Source organism: Aquabacterium sp. J223 (genome assembly GCF_024666615.1).
Classification (GTDB): Bacteria; Pseudomonadota; Gammaproteobacteria; order Burkholderiales; family Burkholderiaceae_C; genus J223.
This window is the reverse complement of sequence record NZ_CP088297.1, coordinates 256,691-278,312: the sequence shown is the minus strand read 5'-3', so window position 1 is coordinate 278,312 and position 21,622 is coordinate 256,691. Positions and strand designations below refer to the sequence as shown.

Below are 21,622 nucleotides of genomic sequence, written 5' to 3'. Positions count from 1 at the left end.
CTCAACGCAAGGCCTGTACCGCGGCGCCCGACCCGGCCATGCACCGAAGAGGGGAGCGACGCCCCGGCGCTGGGCGCCAGGCCCTGCCCTGTGGCGACAGGACGCCGCAGGCGACGAGCGCAGTGGCCGCGTTGGCCCGTCCCGTCCGGAACCGGTTCCCCCGGTCCGGACGGGTGCAGGCCGTTAAGCCCGAGGGTCGAGCGCCCTGGACTGGATCAGGTACGCCACGCCGTCCGGGTCCAGCGGGTCGTAGCGACCGTGGTCGTTCTCCACCTGGGGGTACATGAGGAAGCCCAGCGCCGGGCCGCTGGAGCCGGGCAGCTTCACGTCATGGGCGGTGTTGTAGGCCACCCAGTTGCCCTCCCAGCCGCCGAAGAGGCCGCGGCGCACCGGCTGCACGAAGGGATGCGCCGGGTCGCGGATCCATTCCGGCGTCTCCTGCCGCATCACCTTGCCGACGTCGGCCGGGTCCATCGGCACCCAGCCATGCGCCTGCAGGTGGACTTCGGCGCGGCAATGCTGCGCGGCCTGCAGCCGCGCCGGGTTGGCGCCCAGCTCGCGCCAGCCGAAGGCCGAGGGCGCGGTGCGGATGCCGTAGACGTCGCGCGCCGGGATGCCGGCCGCCCGGCACAGGGCGACGAACAGGCCGTTGATGTCGCCGCACTTGCCGCCGAAGTTCTCGGTCTCCAGCATGGTCTTCACGTCGCCGGTGCCGCAGCCGCGCACCTTGGGCTCCCGGTAGGTGCGGCTGACCACCCAGTCGTAGAGGGCCTGCACCTTGTCGCGGTCGTTCGTCGCCGACCCCACCGCCTGCAGCGCGGTGCGGCGCACGATGCCGTCGGTGGGCATCAGTTCGGTGGGCTGCAGCCAGGTGCGCAGGTCCTGCGCCGCCTCGGGCGCCGGGCGCGCGGCGTCCCAGTCGGTGCGGCGGTCACGGGTCCAGACCTGGCTGGTCACGCGCAGCGTGGGCTCCGGGGTGCCCGGCTCGAACTCGGCGCGCAGCAGGCGCGCGCCGTAGCGGCCGTCGCTCAGCAGCTGCACCCGGCGGGCGTTGCCGCTCCACTGGTGGCCGTCGACGCGCTGCCAGTCGTCGGCCTGCACCGACGGCAGCGGCACCCAGGCCACGGTTCGGCCGCGCGGGTCGCGCACCTGCAGCTGCGTGATGAGCTCGGTGCCGCGCCAGGCGCCGGGGCGCGGGTCGAAGCCGCGGGACTGCGCCGGCGGCGGGGTCTGGGCGAGGGCGGAGGTCGCCAGGGGCGAGAGGGACAGGCTGGCGCAGGCGGCCAGCCATTGGCGTCGTGGCAGGGTCATGGGTGGACAAAGGCTTGGGCGATGGAACCCGGCGGCCTTGCGCGACCACGCGGCGCCGGCCCTGCGGTGAGGCAGGGCCGACCGCCAAGGGCGGTCATTCGAGGCGGTCTGGCGACCGGGGGACTGGGGCACACGGCCCACGCACGGCGCACGCTGCAGGACCGTCGGCCGTTCCCGCGGCCTTCACACGGGAGCGGCGGCCGCAGGGCACGCCGGGGGCGATTGTGCCCAGCCGCGACCGGCCGCGCCGACCGGCGTGCGGTCGCTCAGCCCAGCAGTGCCTGCAGCAGCGAGCGCGCGGTGCCGCCCGTCCAGTCCAGCGCGCCGCGCACCACCTGGCGCGGCCGGCCGTCGCGGCCGACCAGCACGGTGGTCGGGAAGATCGACGCCTGCCAGGCCTTGGCAACCGCGCCGTCGCGGTCGAGCAGGATCGGAAAGCTGACCAGCGCCTGCTCGAGGAAGCGGCGCACCGTGCGCTCGCCTTCCTGGAAGTTGACGCCCAGCAGCTGCAGCCCCTGCGCCTCGTGGCGGGCGGCCATCAGCTCCAGCGAGGGCATTTCCTCCCGGCACGGCGCACACCAGGTGGCCCAGAAATTGAGCACCACGGGTCGGCCGCGCAGCGCCTTCAGCGTCCAGGCGCGGCCGTCGAGGTCGCGCAGGTCCAGCGACGGCACCGGCCGCTGCGCGGTCCAGCGGTCGATCTGCACGGCGCCATCGCCCTGGGCCTGGGCCCGGGCGGCGAGCGGCGCCGCCGCCAGCAGTGCGCAGGCGTGCCGGCGGTCGAGTCGTGTGACGGGGCGGTGTGTCGGCATGCGGCGATTGTGGGTCGCCGCACCGCCGCCGGCGGTCAGGCGGCGAGCGCGGGCTGGCCGAGGCGCTGCAGCTCCGGCGGCAGCCCGCCGAGCAGGTGCGCCAGCAGCGGCGGCAGGGCCAGCACCATCAGCAGCGGCGCCTGCGGGTCGGCGCTGCGCAGCATCGACGCCAGCACGCCGTGGCGGTCGGCCACCGCCTGGGGCAGCGGCTGCAGCCGGTCGGCGTCGACCTCGAAGACACCCCCCCAGCGCGTCGGCGCGCAGGCCCAGCCGCCGGCCGTCGGCGCCCTGGCAGACCAGCACCAGCCCCGCGCCGGCGTCGGCCGGCCGGCCCTGCTGCCAGCAGCCCAGGTCGACCACCGGCAGCACCCGGCCCTCGTGCAGCAGCCAGCCGGCATGACCGGCCGGCCGGTTCGGCACCGCGTTGAGCCGGTCCACCCGCAGCGCGCAGGCCAGCCCGGCGGCGTCCAGGGCATACCACTGCCCGTCGAGCGTGAAGCTGGCCAGCGCCTGGCGCCTGGCGCTGCTGGGGGTGGGCGGCGTCGGAGTGGACCGTGCGCGCGCCGCCGGGTCGATGTCCGCCGCGGCGGTGCCGGCCGGCCCCAGCGGCATCAGCACCAGGCAGGCGATGTCCTCCGACGCCTCGGCGAGGGGTGGGGCGTCCTCGCGACCGTACTCGCGGTAGCCGCCGGCCATGTGCAGGGCCACCGCCACCGCCTGCCCGTCCAGCGACAGCCGGGCCTGGGCGGCACGGCCGCGCGGCAGCGAGGCCAGCACGGGCGGCAGCGCCGTCCACGGCAGGGCTGCGCCGGGGGCCAGCCGGTCGTCGCTCGCCGCCAGCACGCGGCCGCGCCGGTCGACGAACAGCGCCGCGGCGCCCGGGACGGGGCGGCCGTCGCTGCCGCACGGCAGGGCGTCGAGCAGCATGGCCTGCAGCTGCGGCTGGGTGTCGAACACGATGGCCACCGTGCCGCCGGCACCCGCGGCCGACGGCAGCACCGGCGCGGCGAAGGTGAAGGTGTGCCGCCCGCCGTAGAACGGCGAGGCGTCGAACCCGGAACGGGCGTACCCCTGGTCGTCGCGCAGCGCCAGCGCGCGGGCCAACCACGGCGTGGCGGCCGGCAGGTCCTCGGCGGGCACGTCGGCCGGGCGCGAGGCGGCCAGCCGGCGGCCCTGCCCGTCGAGCAGCAGCAGCTGGGCGTAGACGGTGTAGAGCGCGTGGATGCCGGCCAGCACCGGCTCGGCGCCTTCGCCGCCGCGTTGCAGGGCCGACGCCAGCCGAGGGTCCAGCGCCCACCAGCGGCAGTCGTTGGCGCGTTCGTAGAGGTTGCGGTCGAGGATGTCCACCGCCAGCGCCGCGGCGCCCGCCGCGCGTCGCCACAGGTCGCTGGCCGCCGAGCGGTGCAGGTCGGCGATGGCTTCGTCGAACACCCGGCGGATGCGCTCGCCGGCGTCGGCCACCTGGTGCAGCAGGGCGCCGGCGAAGCGGCCGCTGCCCTCCTGCGCGTGGCGGCGGGCCTCCAGCTGGCCGTTCCACACCGACAGCTCCAGCCCCTGCTGGATGCGCCGCGCCTGCCTCGGGATGTGCTGCAGCGCCTCGCCGAGCAGCGCGTCGCCGCCGGCGTCGGCGTCGGTCGCCTGGTCGGGCGCGCGGAAGGCCAGCTCCAGCGGGATCAGCGCGGCCAGCCGCCAGCCCGGCGGGCCGCCGTAGCCCTGGTAGCCGGTGGCGCGGGCGCTGACGTGCAGCACCTCGCGACCGCCAACGATGCGCGGCCGGGCCTCGTCGGCGGGGTCGTCCGCCCCGCCCGGCAGCACGCAGCCCGGCGGACACAGCGCCGCATGGCTGCTGGCGATGACCCGTCCCCCGGCGTCCAGCAGGGCGAGCTGCGCGGCGGCGTCGGCGCCCAGCAGCTGGCCGAAGATGCCGGCCATCTCGTCCTGCAGGCGGAAGGACAGGCAGAGCACGCCACAGGGCCGTCCCTCGGCGTCGCGCAGGGCGGCGGCGTAGACCAGCCCTTCGCGGCCGCCGAGCAGCGGCCGCGGGCCGTGCGCCTCCAGGTAGGGCTGGTCGCCCCGCAGTGCCGCGGCCACCAGCGGGTCGGCGGGCACCTGGCCCACCGGCGCTTGCGGGTCCAGACGGGCCAGCAGCCGCCCCTGCGCGTCGAGCAGCAGCACGTCGTCGTAGACGCTGTACTTGCGCACGTAGGCGGCCAGCCGCGCGGCCACGGCGGCGCGGCCGTCGTCGTCGCGGGCCGCGGGCGCCTGCACGAAACGGCAGAGCACCGGGTCGGTGGCAAGGAAGCCGACGTCCGCGGTGCGCTCGAAGAGGTTGCGCACCAGCACGTCCAGCGCCACCTGGGCGCGGCCGCGCAGGTCGGCCAGCGCGTTGTCGAGCAGCCGCTGCGACAGCGCGTCCAGCAGGTGGTCGGACAGCTGCCGGAACTCGGTCGCGGTGGCCCCGATGTCGGTGGCGATGCCGCTCATCTGGCCGAGCAGCGCGAGCTGGTCCCAGCGGTCCTGCAGACGGTCCAGCGATTGGCGGTGCGCCTCCACCAGGTCCATGCGCCGCCGCAGCGACCGCGGCGTGCCGAGCACTGCGTGTTCGTTCATGTGTGCACACTCCCTTGCGCCGGTGCAGGGCGCTCATGCCCCTATCGGTTGGCCTGGGGCATGCTGAATCATTGGCGGTCCCTCGCGATGCAGAAGCGCGGGTTTTGCGTGCATTCCGTCGCCATCGGGCGGTGGGGGGGCCGCTCCTACAATCGCGCACCCGCGCCGCCGGTCCCGCCGGGCGCCCCGCTGGCCCACGGCGCGGCTCGTCATCCTCCCCCGCCGCCCCGTCATGAGCCTGTCCCCCCCTCACCGCCCTGTCGCCGCTGGACGGCCGCTATGCCGCCAAGGTGGCGCCGCTGCGGCCGCTGCTGTCTGAGTACGGGCTGATGCACCGCCGGGTGCAGGTGGAGGTGGAGTGGTTCATCGCCCTGTCGGACGCCGGTTTCCCCGAGTTCCCGCCCCTGACCGAGGCCGCCCGCGGGCTGCTGCGATCGCTGGTGGTGCGGTTTTCGGAGGCCGACGCCCAGGCCATCAAGGACATCGAGCGCACCACCAACCACGACGTCAAGGCCGTGGAGTACTGGCTGAAGCAGCGTTTCGACGGTCAGGCCGAGCTGAAGGCGGCGGGCGAGTTCGTCCACTTCGCCTGCACCAGCGAGGACATCAACAACACCAGCCACGCGCTGATGCTGAAGGCCGCGCGCGAGCAGGTGCTGCTGCCGGCGCTGGACGGGCTGCTCGGCCAGCTGCGCGCGCTGGCGCATGCCCATGCCGACGAGCCGATGTTGAGCCGCACCCACGGCCAGACCGCCAGCCCGACGACGGTGGGCAAGGAGGTGGCCAACGTGGTGGCGCGGCTGGCGGCGGCGCGCCAGCGCATCGCCGACGTGGCGCTGCTGGCCAAGATGAACGGCGCGGTGGGCAACTACAACGCACACCTGGCCGCCTACCCCGACACCGACTGGGAGGCCTTCAGCCGCCAGGTGGTCGAGCAGCAGCTGGGCCTCGCCTTCAACCGCCACACCATCCAGATCGAGCCGCACGACTACATGGCCGAGCTGTTCGACGCGGTGGCCCGCGCCAACACCATCCTCGTCGACTGGTCGCGCGACGTCTGGGGCTACATCTCGCTGGGTTACTTCAAGCAGAAGACCAAGGAAGGCGAGATCGGCTCCTCGACCATGCCGCACAAGGTCAACCCGATCGACTTCGAGAACGCCGAAGGCAACCTCGGCCTGGCCAACGCGCTGCTGCACCACCTCAGCCAGAAGCTGCCGGTCAGCCGCTGGCAGCGCGACCTGACCGACAGCACCGTGCTGCGCAACATGGGCGTGGCGCTGGGCTACGCCGTGCTGGCCTGGGACGCGCTGGCGCGCGGGCTGGACAAGCTGGAGCTGAACCGCCCGGCGCTGCAGGCCGACCTGGACGCCGCCTGGGAGGTGCTGGCCGAGCCGATCCAGACCGTCATGCGCCGCCACGGCCTGCCCAACCCCTACGAGCAGCTGAAGGCGCTGACCCGCGGCAAGGCGATCGGCCGCGAGGCGGTGGTGGCGTTCGTCGAATCGCTCGACCTGCCGGCCGAGGACAAGGCCCGGCTGGCCGCGCTGTCGCCCGCCGCCTACACCGGGCTGGCCGCGGTGCTGGCCCGCTCGGTCTGACCGTGGCCTCGGTGCCCGGCTTCGTCGAGCGGCTGCGCGCGGCCGAGGCCGCCAGCGGCTCCCGGCTGTGCGTCGGCCTCGACCCCGAGGCGGCGAAGCTGCCGCTGCGCTGGCGAGGCGATGTGTCGAAGCTCTTCGACTTCTGCGCCGCCATCGTCGACGCCACGCACGACCTGGTGCTGGCCTACAAGCCGCAGATCGCCTACTTCGCCGCCGAGCGCGCGGAGGACCAGCTGGAGCGGCTGATCGCCCACATCCACCGCGTGGCGCCCGGCGTGCCGGTGATCCTGGACGCCAAGCGCGGCGACATCGGCAGCACCGCCACCCAGTACGCCCGCGAGGCCTTCGAGCGTTACCGCGCCGACGCGCTGACGCTGTCGCCCTTCATGGGGCTGGACTCGGTGGAGCCCTACTTCGCCTGGCCTGACAAGGGACTGTTCCTGCTCTGCCGCACCTCGAACCCGGGCGGCGACGACCTGCAGGCGCGCACCGTCGGCGCCGAGGGCGACCTGCCGGCGGAGCCGCTGTTCGAGCGCGTCGCCCGGCTGGCCGCCGGGCCGTGGAACCGCACCGGGCAGCTCGGCCTGGTGGTGGGCGCCACCTACCCGGCGGAGATCGAGCGCGTGCGCACGCTGGCGCCGACGCTGCCGCTGCTCATCCCCGGCGTCGGCGCGCAGGGCGGCGATGCGGCGGCCACGGTGCGCGCCGGCTGGCGGCCGGGCGGGGCGATCGCCGTCAACTCGTCGCGGGCGGTGCTGTACGCCAGCGCCGGCGACGATTTCGCCGGCGCCGCGCGGCGCGTGGCGGATGCCACACGACGGGCGCTGTCGCCGCTCTCATGAGCGCCGCCCGCAAGGCCGATATCGAAGAGACGGCGTCGCCGTTCGACGACGACGATCCGCCGCCGGTGCCCTGGCCGCCGGACGTGAACCCCAACCCGAGTGCGCCCGTGGCCGCCTTGCCGTCCGACTCGCTCTTCATGCGCCGCGAGCCTGTGGTGCGCGACCCCCGGTTGCGCATCACGCGGTACTTCTTCGCCACCGCCGCCGGCATCGCCGCCGCGGTGGCGGTGCTGTTCGCGCTGGTGCCGCAGCCGATGGCGCTGGGCCTGCGCGCCGGCCTGGTCGGGGGCTCGCTGCTGCTGCTGCTGACCTGCCTGGCCGCCATGCGGGTGAGCGAGGCCCGGCTGCCGCAGGCCATCGCCGCGGTGGTGGCGGTGGTCATCGCACTGATCACGCTGCCGGCGCTCGGCCTGCACTGGGGCCTGCACACCGCGGCGCTGGGCTTCCTCGCGCTCACCACCTGCATGGTGCTGGCGGTCGGCTACCACCGGCTGGGGCTGGCGGTGGCCGTGCTGTCGCTGGCCGTCATGCTGCTGCTCGCGGGTTCCGAGCAGGTGACGCCCGCGGTGCCGCAGGGGCTGACCGTGCGCTTCGTCCTGCAGGCGCTGACGCTGGGCTGCGGAGTGTTCGCCGGCCTGTACCTGTCGTCGGTGACGCGGCACCACATGGACGACAGCCACCGCCGCGAGCAACGCTTCCAGAGCCTGCTGTGGATCGCCTCCGACGCCTACTGGGAGCTGGACGCGCAGTACCGGGTGGTGTCGGTCTGGCGCAGCGGCAACGCCGAGGGCGAGGACGGCCGCTTCGAGCCGGTGCCCGGCGTGCCGCGGGTGGCGCCCTGGGACCTGACGCCGCTGCACGGCGACGAGGAACGGCTGGACGAACTGCGCGCCGAGCTGGAGGGCCGTCGCCCCTTCCGCGACCTGCGCCTGCGCTGGCAGGACCCGCGCGGCGAGCGCCACCTGCTGGTCAGCGGCGAGCCCCGCTTCGACGCCCGGGGCGTGTTCTGCGGCTTCTGGGGCGTGGTGCGCGACAACACCCCGCATGTGCACGCCCAGCAGGCGTTGGCCGCCACCGAGACGCGCTACCAGGAGCTGTTCAACCGCATCCCCACCGCGCTGGTGCTGCAGCGCGGTGGCCGCGTCATCACCGGCAACGCCGCCGCCGCGGTGCTGTTCGGCCACGCCGGCCTCAGCGTGATGGGCGGGCAGGAGCTGCTGCAGGCCTGCGACAACCCGCAGGAACGCGAGCGTGCACGTCGCCGCTTCGAGGAGCTGGAGGCGCTGCCGGTGGGCGCGGCGCTGGCCATCGGCGAGTTGCGGCTGGTGTCGCCGCGCGGCCGCCGGCTCGTGGTGCGCGCCTCCGGCGTCCGGGTGCAGGCCGATGGCGGCCCGGCGACGCTGACCATCTACCTGGACGACACCGACCGCAAGACCGCCGAGGACGCGGTGCGTCGCTCGGAGGCGCTGCTGTCGCACGTCGTGGCCACGAGCCCCGACGCCATCTCGCTGGCCGAGCTGGACAGCGGCCGCTACGCGATGGTCAACGACCGCTTCCTGCAGCTCTACGGCCTGCGGCTGGAGGAGGTGCTCGGCCGCACCGCCGCCGAGCTGGGCCTGCAGTCCGCCGGCCAGGAGCCGCAGGCGATGCTGCAGCGGCTGCGCGACGAGGGCCGGGTGCAGAACCAGCCGCTGGAGTTCGTCGACCGCGAGGGGCGACGGGTGTCGCTGCTGCTGTCGGCCGCGCTGTTCGTGATGGACGGCCGCAGCTACGTGGTGCAGATCTCGCGCGACATCAGCGAGCTGGAGCGCACGCGGCAGGAGTACGCGGCCATCCTGCAGAACGCCTCGGTGGGCATCGCCTTCGTGCGCGAGCGCCGCTTCGTGCAGGCCAACCCGCAGTGCGAGCGCATGCTGGGCTGGGCGCCGGGCACGCTGGTGGGCCAGTCGTCGCGGGTGGTGTGGCCCAGCGACGAGGCCTTCGAGCAGATCGGCCGCGACATCGGCCCGGTGCTGGCCGAGGGCCGCGGCGTGGACATCGAGCGGCCGCTGATGCGACGCGACGGCCGCACCTTCCTGTGCCGCATCCAGGCCAGTGCGGTGGACCCCACGCGGCCGGGCAAGAACGGCACGATCTGGATCCTCGACGACGTCACCGAACGGCGGCAGATGGACGCGGCGCTGGCCAAGGCCCGCGACGACGCCGAGGCCGCCAGCCGCGCCAAGAGCGCCTTCCTGGCCAACACCAGCCACGAGTTGCGCACGCCGCTCAACGCGCTGGTCGGGCTGACGCGGCTGGTGCGGCAGCCCGACCTGGAGGAGCCGCTGCGGCGCCAGTACATCGACCAGATTGCCGACAGCGCGGAATCGCTGTCGGCCATCATCTCGGACATCCTCGACCTGGCGAAGATCGAGGCCGGCAAGCTGCAGGTCGACACGATGGCGTTCGACCTGCACGCCATGCTGGCGACGCTGCAGCGCGGCTACACCACGCTGGCCGATGCGCGTGGCCTGAACTTCCAGCTCGAGCTGGGGCCGGAGGTGCCGCGGGTGGTCATGGGCGACCGCAACCGGGTGCGGCAGATCCTCAACAACTACCTGTCCAACGCGCTGAAGTTCACCACCCGCGGCGCGATCTCGCTGCGGGTGCACGGGCCGACGCAGGGCCTGGTGCGCTTCGAGGTGCGCGACACCGGGCCCGGCATGGACGCGGCCACGCAGTCGCGCCTGTTCCGGCCCTTCACCCAGGCCGACCAGTCCACCACGCGGCGCTACGGCGGCACGGGGCTGGGCCTGTCGATCTGCCATGAGCTGGCGGCGCTGATGGGCGGCAGCGTGGGCGTGCACAGCCAGCCGGGCACCGGCAGCAGCTTCTGGGCCGAACTGCCGCTGGACGAGGCCACGGACGAGGCGGTCGCCAGCTCCGGCTTCGGCACGCTCGACGGCGACGACGACGCGCTGGCCGGTGCGCGGGTGCTGATGGTGGAGGACAACCCGGTCAACATGATGATCGCGGTGGCGCTGCTGCAGCAGTGGGGCGCCCGCGTGGTCGAGGCGCACGACGGCCGGGAGGCGGTGGCGGCGGTCGAGCGCGCGGAGGCGGCGGGTGATCCCTTCGACGCGGTGCTGATGGACGTGCAGATGCCCGAAATGGGCGGGCACGAGGCCACTTCCCTGCTGCGCCGGCGCTACGACGCGCAGCGGCTGCCCATCGTCGCCCTCACCGCCGCGGCACTGGTCTCCGAACGCGAGCAGGCGCTGGCGGTGGGCATGAACGCCTTCCTCACCAAGCCGATCGACGCGCAGCGGCTGCGCGAGGTGCTGGGCGACGTGCTCACCCGCCGTCGCAAGAGCACCTGAACTACAGGACCACCTTCACCATCGGATGGGATGAAAGGGTGCGGTACAGCTCGTCGAGCTGCTCCCGGCTGGTGGCCGTGACCGTGACCGTCAGCCCGAGGTAGTTGCCGCCGGTGCTCGGCCGCTGCTCCAGCGACAGCACGTCGAAGCCGGCGTCGAACTGGCGCACCACCGCCACGATGGCGTCGACGAAACCGTCGACGTTGGCGCCCATCACCTTGATCGGAAAGGCGCTCGGGTACTCGATCAGCGACGGTTCTGCAGGAAGGTCGGGCATGGACATCAGATGGATTGTTCAAGCTTGGCCCGCTGGTAGGCCTCGTACAGCCGGGCGTAGACCGGGCCCGGCTTGCCGCGCAGTGCGCCATGACCGACGGCCTCGCCGTCGAGCAGGGTCACGGGCAGCACCTCCTTGGTCGACGAGCTGAGGATGACCTCGTCGGCGGCGAACAGCTCGGCCTCCGAGATCGGCTTGCGGTTGAAGGCGATGCCGCAGTCCTCGCACAGCTCGCGCAGCAGTTCGGCGCGCACGCCTTCCAGCAGCCAGTCGCTGGGCGGCGGGCCGAGCAGGGCGCCGTCCTGCACGATCCAGACGTTGCTGGCCGACGCCTCGGTGAGGTAGAGCGTGCCGTTGTGGCCTTCGCGCAGCAGCACCGTCTCCGCCGCCCCCTGGTCGGCCGAGACCTGGCGCGCCAGCACGTTGCCGAGCAGCGAGATGGACTTGATGTCGCCGCGCTCCCAGCGGAAGTCGCGGGCGGTGACGCAGGCCGCGCCCTGGTGCCGCTGCTCGGCGCTGGCGCCCCGCAGCGGGCTGACGGTCATGAACACCGTGGGCGCCAGCCCGGCCGGCATGACGTGGTCGCGCAGCGCCACGCCGCGGGTGACCTGCAGGTAGAGCAGCTGGTCGGGGCTGTCGCGCAGGGCGGCGATGAGCCGCCGCGCCAGCGCCAGCCAGCCGTCCCGGCTGTGCGGCGCCGGGATGCGCAGCTTGCCCAGGTTGCGCTGCAGGCGCGCCATGTGGTCGTCGAAGCGGAACAGGCGCCGGCCGTAGACCGGGATGACCTCGTAGACGCCGTCGCCGAAGACGAAGCCGCGGTCCATCACCGACACCCTGGCCTCGCGCAGCGGCAGCAGCTCGCCGTTGAGCAGGCAGGGCAGGTCGGGCAGGTCCGGCTGGGTGGGCGCGGTGGACGGCATGGCTTTCCCTCGACAACGGCGGATGGGCGCGGGGGCCGGGCGGGGGCAGCTTACGCCCTCGTCACGGCCGGCGGGCACAAGTCCCGCGCGACGGGTCAGCCGCCGGCAAGCGCCGCGCCGGTCACTTGATCCACAGCCGCAGCGCGTCCCAGGCACGGCCGAAGATCCCGGCCTGCGGCACCGCCTGCAGCACCACCAGCGGCGCCTCGGCCACCGGGGTGCCGCTGGCGGTGGTCACCTTCACCGTGCCCACGCGCTGGCCCTGGGCCAGCGGCGCGACCAGCGGGTCGGTGCGCTCGATCACCGTCTTCAGGCCGGCGCCCTCGCCGCGCGGCACGGTCGCGACCACCGGCGCCTGCGTGCCCAGGCCGACGTCCTTGGCCGCGCCCTTCCACACCGGCACGGTGGCCACCGGCTTGCCGGCCTCGACCACGCGCAGCGCGTCGAAGGCGGTGAAGCCCCAGTTCAGCAGCTTCTGGCTCTCGCTGGCGCGTGCCTCGCGCGAGGCGGTGCCCAGCACCACGCTGAGCAGGCGGCGCTTGCCGTTGGGGAAGTCGCGCTGGGCGCTGGCCACCAGGCAGTAACCGGCGGCGTCGGTGTAGCCGGTCTTCATGCCGTCCACCGTGGGGTCGCGGCGCAGCAGCAGGTTGCGGTTGTCCTGTCGGATGTTGTTGAACTTGTAGTCGCGCACCGAGTAGTAGCGGTAGTACTCGGGGAAGTCGGCGACGATGCGGGTGGCGATGGTGGCGATGTCGCGCGCGCTGCTGCGGTGGCCCGGCTCGCTCATGCCGGTGACGTTCTTGAAGCTGGTGTTCTTCAGGCCCCAGGCCTGCGCCTGCCGGTTCATCATGCCGACGAAGGCGTCCAGCGAGCCGGCGACGCCCTCGGCCAGCGCCACCGAGGCGTCGTTGCCCGACTGCACGATCATGCCGTGCAGCAACTCGTCGACCTTGGGCGTCATCGTGGTGTCGATGAACATGAGCGAGGGGTCGCCCTTGCGCTCGTCCCAGGCCCGCTTGGACACCGGCAGCGTCTGCTCCAGCGTCAGCTTCTTGTCGCGCAGCGCCTGGAACACCAGGTAGGCGGTCATCAGCTTGGTCAGCGAGGCCGGGTCGCTGGGCGCGTCGGCGTCGCGTTCGGCGAGCACCCGGTTGGCGGTGACGTCGACCAGGATGTAGTGGCGCGCGGCGGCCTCGGGCGGCTGCGGCGCCTGGGCGGCGGCGTGCAGCGCGGTGCAGGCGACGAGCAGGAAGGCGAGGAATCGTTTCATCGAACGGCAGCGGAACAGCAGGAGAAGGGGATCGTTCAGGCGGCGGCCCGGCCCGGTGGGGGCGTCGGGCGTCAGCGCCAGTGGCGCACGACCAGCGATTTGAGCAGCGGCAGCTGCCCGTGGAAGAAATGGCCGACGCCGGGCACGACGATCACCGGCAGCGCCTGCGGGCGGGCCCAGTCCAGCGTGGCGGCGAGCGGCACCACCTCGTCCTGCTCGCCGTGGATGACCAGCGTGTCGGCCGGGACGCCGGCCACCTCGAACTTGGCGGTGGCGGGCCCGACGAGCACCAGCCGTTCGGCGGCCTGGTCCGCCGGCAGCCGGGCCGCCGCCTGCGAGGCGACGTAACCGCCGAAGGAGAAGCCGCCGAGCGCCAGCGGCAGGTTGGGCGCCCGCTGCGCGGCGATGACGGCCAGCGCGTCGTCGACCTCGCCGCGGCCCTCGTCCCAGGCGCCACCCGAACCGTCGATGCCGCGGAAGTTGAAGCGCACGGCGCGGTAGCCCAGCTGCACGAAGGCCCGGGCCAGCGTCTGCACCACCTTGTTGTCCATCGTGCCGCCGAACAGCGGGTGGGGGTGGCACAGCACCGCCACGCCCACCGGCGCGGCGGCCGGCTCGTCGATGGCGCACGCCAGCGGGCCGGCGGGACCCGCCAGCGACAGTCGCCGGGTCTGCGAGTTCATCGAGGGCGTCGAGCGTGAGGTCAGCGGCCGATGTCCGGCGCCAGCAGCAGGCGCTCCACCGGGCGCCCGTTCTTCAGGTGCGACTCGACGATCTCGTCGATGTCGTCGCGGTCCACATAGGTGTACCAGGTGCCTTCCGGGTAGACCACGGCCACCGGGCCGCCAGCGCAGCGGTCCATGCAGCCGGCCTTGTTGACCCGCACGCCGCCCGGCCCGGCCAGGCCGGCGGCCTTGACCTTCGCCTTGCAGTGGTCGAAGGCGGCCTTGGCGCCGCGGGGTGCACAGGACGCCTCGCCACCCTCGCGTTCGTTCAGGCAGAAGAAGACGTGGTGCTTGAAGTAACTCATCGACGAATTGTAGGCACCGGCCGAGGGGCTACCGCCCCCGGTCGGGGTCGCGCGCGCCCAGGCGCACCAGCAGCCACACCAGCGCCACGCAGGGCCAGGCCCAGGCGATCCAGCGCGTCAGGCCGTGGAAGCGGATGAAGCGGCCCTGCTGCCAGGCCTGCAGGCTTTGCGCGAAGTAGGCGTCGGCCGGGGCCTGCGAGGTCAGCGCGATCAGCCCGGCGGCGCACAGCAGCGCCAGCGCGGCGGCCAGGCGTCGGCCGGTCCAGGCCAGCGCCACCGCCAGCGCCGCGGCGGCGGCCAGCGCCGGCACGGTGGCCGGGGTGATCCAGGCCAGCGCATGCGCCGGGCCGAAGTTCAACGCGGTGGACAGCGTCGTCATCGCGAAGCCGGTGGTGGTCAGCAGCGCCACCATCAGCAGCCGGCGCGCGCCGGGCCGCATGGCGCTGTGCGCCAGCAGGCAGGGGGTCAGCAGGCCGAGCACGATGGCCAGCCATTCGGCGGCCGGCGACAGCGGCGCGGCGGGTTCGGCGAACGCCGGCTGCAGCCAGTCGAGCACGTCCTCCTCCCACGGCGTGCCGGCGAAGGCGGCGGTGGCCAGCTCGCGCAGCGGCTGGTCGATCTGGCCCAGGCCCAGCGGCAGCGGCGTCGGCGACAGCAGGGCCAGCGGCCACAGCATCAGCAGCACCCGGGCGCCGACGCTGGCGCGCACGAACCAGCGGTCGCGCCAGGCCGCCCAGCGGTCGCCGAGCCCCAGCGCCTGGACCAGCCGCGCCAGCGCGCCACCGGCCGCCGCGCCGGCGGTGTTCAGCGTCCAGTCGAGCGACGAGGGCACCCGCTGCGGCAGGAAGTGCTGCACCACCTCCAGCGCGTAGGACAGCGCAGCGGCCATCAGCGTGGCCAGCAGCACCGCGGCCGGGCCCTGCCCGGCGCGGCGCAACACCCCGGCGGCCAGCAGCGCCCCGAGCGGCGCATAACCCAGCAGGTTGGCCCAGACGTCGAAGGGGATGCGTCGCGTCGGCCAGGGCAGCGCCAGCAACTCGGCCCACGGGGTGCCGGGGCGACCGGTCCAGCCGGTGAGCGGGTACAGGCTGGCGTAGGCGATCAGCGCCGCCGCGGCCAGCGCCATCGGCAGCGACGCGCTGCGGTGCGCCGTGGCGGCGTCGGGGCCGGTGGCGGCGCCTGGGGCGGGCATCAGCGCGACGGGGCCGTCGGCGGTCCGGCCGTCGCCGCGCGGGCACGGCGGTGGGCGCCGGTCATCAGAAGGGCTTGACGACCACGAGCACGACGATGGCCGCGAACAGCAGCACGGCCGCCTCGTTGTAGACGCGGTACCAGCGTTCGCTGCGCTGGTTGGCCAGCCGCTCGAAACGCTTGAGCATCGCGCCCAGGCTGTGGTGGTAGCCGATGGTCAGCACCACCAGCGTCAGCTTGGCGTGCAGCCAGCCCTGGCCGGGCCCGCGGCCGACGCCGAACCACAGCCACAGCACCAGCCCGAAGGCGAGCGCCGGCAGCATCAGCAGGCCGCCGAAGCGGTACAGCCGGCGGCCCATCAACAGCAGGCGCTCGCGTTCGGCATGGCTGTCCGGGCTGACCGCCGCCAGGTTGACGAAGATGCGCGGCAGGTAGAACAGCATGGCGAACCAGGCCGCCACGAACACGAGGTGGAAGGCCTTGATCCACGGGTAAGCGCTCATCGCGCCATTATCCGGTTGCGTTCAAGGCCACCGGCGCGGTCGGCGACCGCGCAAAAAAAACCCGGTCGGTCGACCGGGGGTGGACAAAGCCCGGCTGCCGTCGGCAACCAAGCACCTGCTCAGGGAGGAAAAGCAGGGGACGACCGCCGCGTGGCTATCATCCGGCGCCCAGTCTAGCAAAGCCATGTAAAAAGGTGAGTAAGGCTTTCTTGATTCGTTGAAGGTGCCGTAAGGATTACAAGCATGCAGTTGCCGGCCTTCCCCGTCAGCCGTCCCCGGCGCCTGCGCCGCGATGCGTTCAGCCGCGCGTTGGTGCGTGAGCACCGGCTTCACCCCAGCGACCTCATCCTGCCGGTCTTCGTGCTCGACGGCGAGCGCCGGGCGGAGGACGTGGCCAGCATGCCGGGCGTGCAGCGCCTCAGCGTGGACCGCCTGCTGCCGCTGGCCGAGGCCTGCGTGTCGCTCGGGGTGCCGGTGATGGCGCTGTTCCCGGTCATCGACCCGTCGCTGAAGACCGTGGACGGCCGGGAGGCCGCCAACGCCGACGGCCTGGTGCCGCGGGCGGTGCGCGAGCTGAAGCGGCGCTTTCCGCAGCTCGGGCTGCTGACCGACGTGGCGCTGGACCCCTACACCTCGCACGGCCAGGACGGGCTGCTCGACGACACCGGCTACATCCTGAACGACGAAACGGTGTCGGTGCTCACGCAGCAGGCCCTGGTGCAGGCGGCCGCCGGCGTGGACATCGTCGCGCCCAGCGACATGATGGACGGCAGGATCGGCGCGATCCGCGCGGCGCTCGAATCGAGCGGCGCCATCCACACCCGGATCATGGCGTACAGCGCCAAGTACGCCAGCGCCTTCTACGGCCCCTTCCGCGACGCGGTGGGCTCCGCCGGCAACCTGGGCAAGGCCGACAAGAAGGTCTACCAGATGGACCCCGGCAACGGCGACGAGGCGCTGCGCGAGGTGGCGCTGGACATCGCCGAAGGCGCCGACATGGTGATGGTCAAGCCCGGCATGCCGTACCTGGACGTCGTGCGCCGGGTGAAGGACGAGTTCCGCATGCCCACCTTCGTCTACCAGGTGAGCGGCGAGTACGCGATGCTCAAGGCCGCCGCCGCCAACGGCTGGCTGGACCACGACGCGGTGATGATGGAGTCGCTGCTCGCCTTCCGCCGCGCCGGCGCGGACGGCGTGCTGACCTACTTCGCGCTCGACGCCGCGCGCCGGCTGCGCCAGCTGCAGGACTGACCCCCTCCGCGCATGCGGGTGCTCTACATCGAGCGCGACCGGGTGGTCGAGCTGCCCACCTGGCCGGACGCGCTGCCGACCCGTGGCTTCCTCTGGATCGGCTTCGCCCGCCAGGGCTTCGCGGAGCAGGTGGCGCCGCTGCAGGCTTGGCTGGCAAGGGTGACCGGCGCGCCGCTGGTCGACCTGCACGTCGCCGACCTGCTCAACCCGCAGCTGCCCTCGCAGTTCGACTACACCTCGGCCTACGACCTGCTCGTCGTGCGGCGGCTGCTCGCGCGGCAGGGCGAGGACGGGTCGGTGCTGGCCGGGGTGGACACCGCGGCCGTCGGCTTCGCCGTCTTCGACCGCCTGCTGCTCAGCGTGCACCCCGACGACTGCGCGGTGCGCGACCACTTCGTGCAGCGCCTGCACCAGATGGACGACGGCGGCGACAGCCGCTCGCAGTCGCGGCTGCCGGTGAGCGCCGCCGACCTGATGCTGCGCATGGTCAACCACATCGTCGACAGCTACCTGGAGTTGCGCCGGCCGTTGAGCCGGGAGCTGGCCGAACTGCAGCAGTCCCTGCTGTCCCCGCGCCAGCGGCGCCAGGACTGGCAGGTGCTGCTGGCCGCGCGCGACGCGCTGCAGGTGCTGGAGGACAGCTGCGAGGACCAGCGCGCGGCGGTGCAGGAGTGGATCGACGCGCTCAGCGAATGGCCGTCGCCGGAGGCCGTCGCCGAACAGCGCGAGCGCGAGCACCTGCGGGTGCGCTCGCGCGACCTGCTGGAGCACATCGAGCGGGTGCTCGGCCATGTGCGCCGGCTGGAGACCTCGATCGAGACCGCCGTGCAGATCCACTTCTCCGCGGTGGGCCGGCGCACCAACGACATCATGCGCACGCTGACGGTGCTGACGGCGATCTTCCTGCCGCTCAACCTGATCACCGGCATCTTCGGCATGAACTTCGACGCGCTGCCGCTCATCCACGCCGAGCGGGGCTTCTGGGTGGCCGCGGGGCTGATGGCCTGCGTCGGGGTCGGCCTGGGGGTCTTCTTCTGGCGCAAGCGCTACCTGGGCGCCGCCCCGGGGCGCTGACCCTCCCGCGCGCCGCGGCCGGCGTACGGGTCGGCGATGCCCAGGCCCGCCAGGATGGCGGTCTCGCGGGCTTCCATCGCCTCCGCCTCGTCGTCGGCCTCGTGGTCCCAGCCCTGCGCGTGCAGCGCGCCGTGCACCAGCAGGTGGGCGTAGTGGTCCGCCAGCGCGATGCCGAGTTCGCTCGCTTCGCGCTCGATCACCTCGGTGCACAGCACCAGGTCGGCGACGGCCACCGGTGCCTGCTCGTAGTCGAAGGTCAGCACGTTGGTGGCGTGGTCGCGCTGGCGGTATCCGGCATTGAGGGCGCGCCCTTCGGCCGCATCGACGAAGCGCACCGTCAGCTCGGCCGGCCGTTCCAGCGCCGCCGTCAGCCAGCGATTGATGCGGTGGCGAGCGAGCAGCGCCTTGTGCCGCGGGTCGGCGAACTGCAGCGACAACGCGAGCGCCGGACGGTCCGCTGCGCTCAAGCGGCGGCTCCCTCGCCGCGCGCCCGGTCGGCGTCGTAGGCCTCCACGATGCGTGCCACCAGCGGGTGGCGCACCACGTCGGCGGCGGTGAAGCGGGTCATCGCGATGCCGTTCACCCGGTGCAGCACCCGCTCGGCGTCGACCAGGCCGCTCAGCGTGCCACGCGGCAGGTCGATCTGGCTCACGTCGCCGGTGACCACGCACTTGCTGCCGAAGCCGATGCGCGTGAGGAACATCTTCATTTGCTCGGTGGTCGTGTTCTGCGCCTCGTCGAGGATGACGAAGGCGTTGTTCAGCGTGCGGCCGCGCATGAAGGCCAGCGGCGCGATCTCCAGCGTCGCCTTCTCGAAGGCCTTGGTCACGCGGTCGAAGCCCATCAGGTCGTACAGCGCGTCGTACAGCGGGCGCAGGTAGGGGTCGACCTTCTGCGTCAGGTCGCCGGGGAGGAACCCCAGTCGCTCGCCCGCCTCGACTGCCGGCCGGGTGAGGATGATGCGCTGCACCGCGCCGCGCTCCAGCGCGTCGACCGCGCAGGCCACCGCGAGGAAGGTCTTGCCGGTGCCGGCCGGGCCGATGCCGAAGGTGATGTCGTGGTCGAGGATGTGCCGCAGGTACAGCACCTGGTTCGGCGTGCGCCCCGTCAGCTCGGCGCGCCGGGTCTGCAGCACGATGGGCGCGTCCCCGGCCGCACCGTCCACCGGCGCGGCGGGCGTGGTCGCCGGTGCCGCCGCCCGCTGGGCCTGCTGCAACGCCAGCTGGAACTGTTCGGCCGACAGCGGGCGACGCGCGCGGCGGTACTCGGCCTGCAGGAAGTCGAGCGCCTGCTGCGCCGCCGCCTTGGGTCCCTCGATGCGGAACGCCTCGCCGCGGCGGCTGATGCGCACGCCCAGCGCCGACTCGGTCTGGCGCAGGTGCTCGTCGAGGCTGCCGCACAGGTGCGCCAGGCGCTGGTTGTCGGCGGGAAGGAAGGCGTGGCGGAGGATCACGGGCAGGGGCAGCGGTGTGCGGTGGGATTGTGGCGTCGTCGGCGGTGGCCGCCGCTGTGACGCCCTGCGCAGCCGGCGTGCCCGCCGCGGACCGCGCCCGGCGACATGCCGACACAATCGCCGCCGTGAGCACCTCCTCCTCCCTGATCGACCTCGGCGACCCGGTCACGGCCACCGAGCCCGGCGCGCCGTCCGCCCTCGCGGGAGGGCCGGCCGTCGGCGCGCGCGCGCGCAGCGACGGGCTGCTGGTGGCGGTGCTGCTCGCCGCCGCGCTGCTGCTGGTGGTGCTGGGCTGGCTGTCGTCGTCCGGCCGCGGCGCGGAAGGCCCGGCCGAGGCGCCGGCCTGGCAGGCGCTGCGCTACGACCATGCGCAGGCGGTCGCGTCGTCGTCGTCCGTCTTTCCGGGCGACCGCGCGGCGTCCACGGTGGCGCTGCCGCACCGCTTCGCCGACGACGGGCTCGGCGCCGGCGGCTCGGTGTGGTACCGGCTGCACTTCGACCTGCCGGCGGCCGCCCTGAAGGGCGACGAGCTCACCGGCGTCTACCTCGAGCGCGCCTGCAGCAACGTGCAGGTGGTGCTCAACGGCCGCCTGGTCCACCGGCATGGGCGGCTGCAGGAGCCGGTGTCGCGGCTGTGCCCGCACCCGCGCCTGGTGAGCCTGCCGTCGGCGCTGCTGCAGGCGCAGGGCAACACCCTGGACATCCAGGTGATCGGCCTGCCGCCGGCCCGGGCCGCGTCGCAGCTGCGCACCGGCGGGCTGTCGGCGGTGGTCATCGGCCCGCACGCCGACCTGGCGCAGTGGCACGACCGCCGCCATGCGGTGGCCATCACCCTGCCCGAGGTGGCCTGCGCCGCGCTGATGGTCACCGGGGCGCTGGTGCTGCTGCTGGGCTGGCTGCACCGGCCGGCCAGCCACCTGGCCTGGTTCAGCGTCATGGCGATGGCCTGGGGCCTGCTGACCGCCCGCATGTGGTGGCGCGACCTGCCGCTGCCGATGCACCACGCCGAGGTGCTGCTGGCCTCGCTGGTGCCGCTGGTCGGGCTGGGTGCGGTGCTGTTCCTGCTCACGCTGGCCGGTCGCCCCGACCGCCGCGTCGGCTGGCTGCTGGCCGCCCAGTGCGCGCTGACGCCGCTGGTGCTGTGGGCGGCGCCGCCGGACCGGCTGTTCCTCGCCGCCTCCGTCTCCGACGCCCTGGTGGCCGCCGAGATCACCGCGGCGCTGGCCTGCTGCCTGTGGGTGCGCCGGCACGGTGCCCGCTCGGCGCTGTGGCCGCTGGTCGGCCTCGCCGTGGCCGGCCTCTGCGCCATGGCGCTGGAACTGGTGTCCCAGCAGACCGGTCGCGCGCCGGCGTGGAGCCAGGTGCTGACGCCGCTGGTGCTGGTCACCGTCGGCCTGCTGCTGATCGCGCACTACGGCATGGCGCTGCAGCAGGCCGAGCGCGGCCGGCTGTCGCTGGAGCAGCGCATCCACCAGGCCACGCTGGAGATCGAGCGCAACTTCGGCCAGCTGGCCGAGCTGCGGGTCGAGCAGGTCACCGAGCGCGAGCGCAAGCGCATCGCCGCCGACCTGCACGACGACCTCGGGGCCAAGCTGCTGACCATCATCCACACCAGCGACTCCGAGCGCATCTCGACGCTGGCGCGAGAGGCACTGGAGGAGATGCGGCTGTCGGTGCGCGGCCTCACCGGCAAGCCCATGCGCCTGATCGACGCGCTCGGCGACTGGCGCGCCGAGGTGGTGTCCCGGCTGGGCCAGGCCGGCATCGAATCGAACTGGAGCTCGCCCACCGAGGACATCGCCCACACCCTGCCGGCGCGCACCTACGTGCAGACCACCCGCATCCTGCGCGAGGCGGTGAGCAACATCATCAAGCACAGCGGCGCCTCCCACTGCGCGCTGACCTGCCAGGTCGAGGCCGACCATTTCCTGCTGCTGATCCAGGACAACGGCAAGGGCATCCCGATGGAGCTCGATGGCCGGCTCGACCGCGGCCACGGCATGTCGAGCATGAAGCAGCGGGCCAAGCAGATGCAGGGCCAGTGCCTGGTCGAAAGCGGCCCAGGCTATGGAACCGTGATACGGCTCACGCTTCCGCTCTGACCCGGTCGTCCTGCGG

Annotated in this window: 17 protein-coding genes; 6 read left to right on the top strand and 11 right to left on the bottom strand. The window is 73.6% G+C overall.

Going from position 1 to position 21,622, the window contains the following annotated elements; genetic code table 11:
- Positions 1 to 183: 183 nt before the first annotated feature.
- Both LRS07_RS01275 and LRS07_RS01270 read right to left on the bottom strand, forming a co-directional pair.
- Complete coding sequence (locus LRS07_RS01275) at positions 184 to 1,311, bottom strand: transglutaminase-like domain-containing protein (protein ID WP_260500236.1); 1,128 nt, start codon at positions 1,309 to 1,311, stop codon at positions 184 to 186.
- 266 nt (positions 1,312 to 1,577) lie between these two features.
- The gene (locus LRS07_RS01270) at positions 1,578 to 4,733 is read right to left on the bottom strand and encodes a redoxin domain-containing protein (protein WP_260500235.1); all 3,156 of its coding nucleotides are present in this window, start codon (positions 4,731 to 4,733) and stop codon (positions 1,578 to 1,580) included.
- Positions 4,734 to 4,990: 257 nt separating this feature from the next.
- Between LRS07_RS01270 and purB the strand changes: the two genes are divergently transcribed.
- Genes purB through LRS07_RS01255 form a run of 3 tightly spaced genes read left to right on the top strand, consistent with a single transcriptional unit; the run spans position 4,991 to position 10,535 of the window.
- Positions 4,991 to 6,334: an adenylosuccinate lyase gene (purB, locus tag LRS07_RS01265; RefSeq protein WP_260502000.1), complete on the top strand. Its 1,344-nt coding sequence runs from the start codon at positions 4,991 to 4,993 to the stop codon at positions 6,332 to 6,334.
- Positions 6,335 to 6,345: 11 nt separating this feature from the next.
- Entirely contained in the window at positions 6,346 to 7,176 is an 831-nt protein-coding gene (gene pyrF / locus LRS07_RS01260; RefSeq protein WP_260501999.1) for an orotidine-5'-phosphate decarboxylase, read from the top strand.
- Entirely contained in the window at positions 7,173 to 10,535 is a 3,363-nt protein-coding gene (locus LRS07_RS01255) for a PAS domain-containing hybrid sensor histidine kinase/response regulator (protein ID WP_260500234.1), read from the top strand. The genes pyrF and LRS07_RS01255 overlap by 4 nt, the downstream gene beginning before the upstream one ends.
- A gap of 1 nt (position 10,536) precedes the next feature.
- On the opposite strand, the gene LRS07_RS01250 is transcribed toward LRS07_RS01255, so the two are convergent.
- The 7 genes from LRS07_RS01250 to LRS07_RS01220 all read right to left on the bottom strand — a co-directional run bounded on the left by LRS07_RS01250 (position 10,537) and on the right by LRS07_RS01220 (position 15,726).
- Positions 10,537 to 10,812 carry a DUF493 family protein gene (locus tag LRS07_RS01250; RefSeq protein ID WP_260501998.1) on the bottom strand — a complete coding sequence of 92 codons (276 nt, stop codon included), beginning with the start codon at positions 10,810 to 10,812 and terminating at the stop codon, positions 10,537 to 10,539.
- A 5-nt stretch (positions 10,813 to 10,817) separates the two neighbouring features.
- Complete coding sequence (locus LRS07_RS01245) at positions 10,818 to 11,732, bottom strand: D-amino acid aminotransferase (RefSeq protein WP_260500233.1); 915 nt, start codon at positions 11,730 to 11,732, stop codon at positions 10,818 to 10,820.
- A gap of 121 nt (positions 11,733 to 11,853) precedes the next feature.
- Positions 11,854 to 13,002 carry a D-alanyl-D-alanine carboxypeptidase family protein gene (locus LRS07_RS01240; RefSeq protein WP_260500232.1) on the bottom strand — a complete coding sequence of 383 codons (1,149 nt, stop codon included), beginning with the start codon at positions 13,000 to 13,002 and terminating at the stop codon, positions 11,854 to 11,856.
- A gap of 71 nt (positions 13,003 to 13,073) precedes the next feature.
- Complete coding sequence (locus tag LRS07_RS01235) at positions 13,074 to 13,685, bottom strand: alpha/beta hydrolase (protein ID WP_260500231.1); 612 nt, start codon at positions 13,683 to 13,685, stop codon at positions 13,074 to 13,076.
- 20 nt (positions 13,686 to 13,705) lie between these two features.
- The gene (locus tag LRS07_RS01230; protein ID WP_260500230.1) at positions 13,706 to 14,032 is read right to left on the bottom strand and encodes a (2Fe-2S) ferredoxin domain-containing protein; all 327 of its coding nucleotides are present in this window, start codon (positions 14,030 to 14,032) and stop codon (positions 13,706 to 13,708) included.
- Between the two features lie 28 nt (positions 14,033 to 14,060).
- Positions 14,061 to 15,224, bottom strand: coding sequence for a VanZ family protein (locus tag LRS07_RS01225; protein WP_260500229.1), 1,164 nt, complete (start codon positions 15,222 to 15,224; stop codon positions 14,061 to 14,063).
- Between the two features lie 64 nt (positions 15,225 to 15,288).
- Entirely contained in the window at positions 15,289 to 15,726 is a 438-nt protein-coding gene (locus tag LRS07_RS01220) for a CopD family protein (RefSeq protein ID WP_260500228.1), read from the bottom strand.
- A 243-nt stretch (positions 15,727 to 15,969) separates the two neighbouring features.
- On the opposite strand from LRS07_RS01220, the gene hemB reads away from it, so the two are divergent.
- Positions 15,970 to 16,977 (top strand): porphobilinogen synthase, encoded by a 1,008-nt coding sequence (gene hemB, locus LRS07_RS01215; protein WP_260500227.1) that lies wholly within the window; start codon positions 15,970 to 15,972, stop codon positions 16,975 to 16,977.
- A gap of 12 nt (positions 16,978 to 16,989) precedes the next feature.
- The gene (locus LRS07_RS01210) at positions 16,990 to 18,051 is read left to right on the top strand and encodes a magnesium transporter CorA family protein (protein ID WP_260500226.1); all 1,062 of its coding nucleotides are present in this window, start codon (positions 16,990 to 16,992) and stop codon (positions 18,049 to 18,051) included.
- Here the strand turns inward: LRS07_RS01210 and ybeY are convergent.
- Entirely contained in the window at positions 18,024 to 18,518 is a 495-nt protein-coding gene (ybeY, locus tag LRS07_RS01205) for an rRNA maturation RNase YbeY (protein ID WP_260500225.1), read from the bottom strand. The genes LRS07_RS01210 and ybeY overlap by 28 nt on opposite strands.
- The gene (locus LRS07_RS01200) at positions 18,515 to 19,504 is read right to left on the bottom strand and encodes a PhoH family protein (RefSeq protein WP_260500224.1); all 990 of its coding nucleotides are present in this window, start codon (positions 19,502 to 19,504) and stop codon (positions 18,515 to 18,517) included. The genes ybeY and LRS07_RS01200 overlap by 4 nt, the downstream gene beginning before the upstream one ends.
- 125 nt (positions 19,505 to 19,629) lie before the next feature.
- On the opposite strand from LRS07_RS01200, the gene LRS07_RS01195 reads away from it, so the two are divergent.
- Complete coding sequence (locus LRS07_RS01195) at positions 19,630 to 21,606, top strand: sensor histidine kinase (protein WP_260500223.1); 1,977 nt, start codon at positions 19,630 to 19,632, stop codon at positions 21,604 to 21,606.
- Positions 21,607 to 21,622 lie beyond the last annotated feature (16 nt).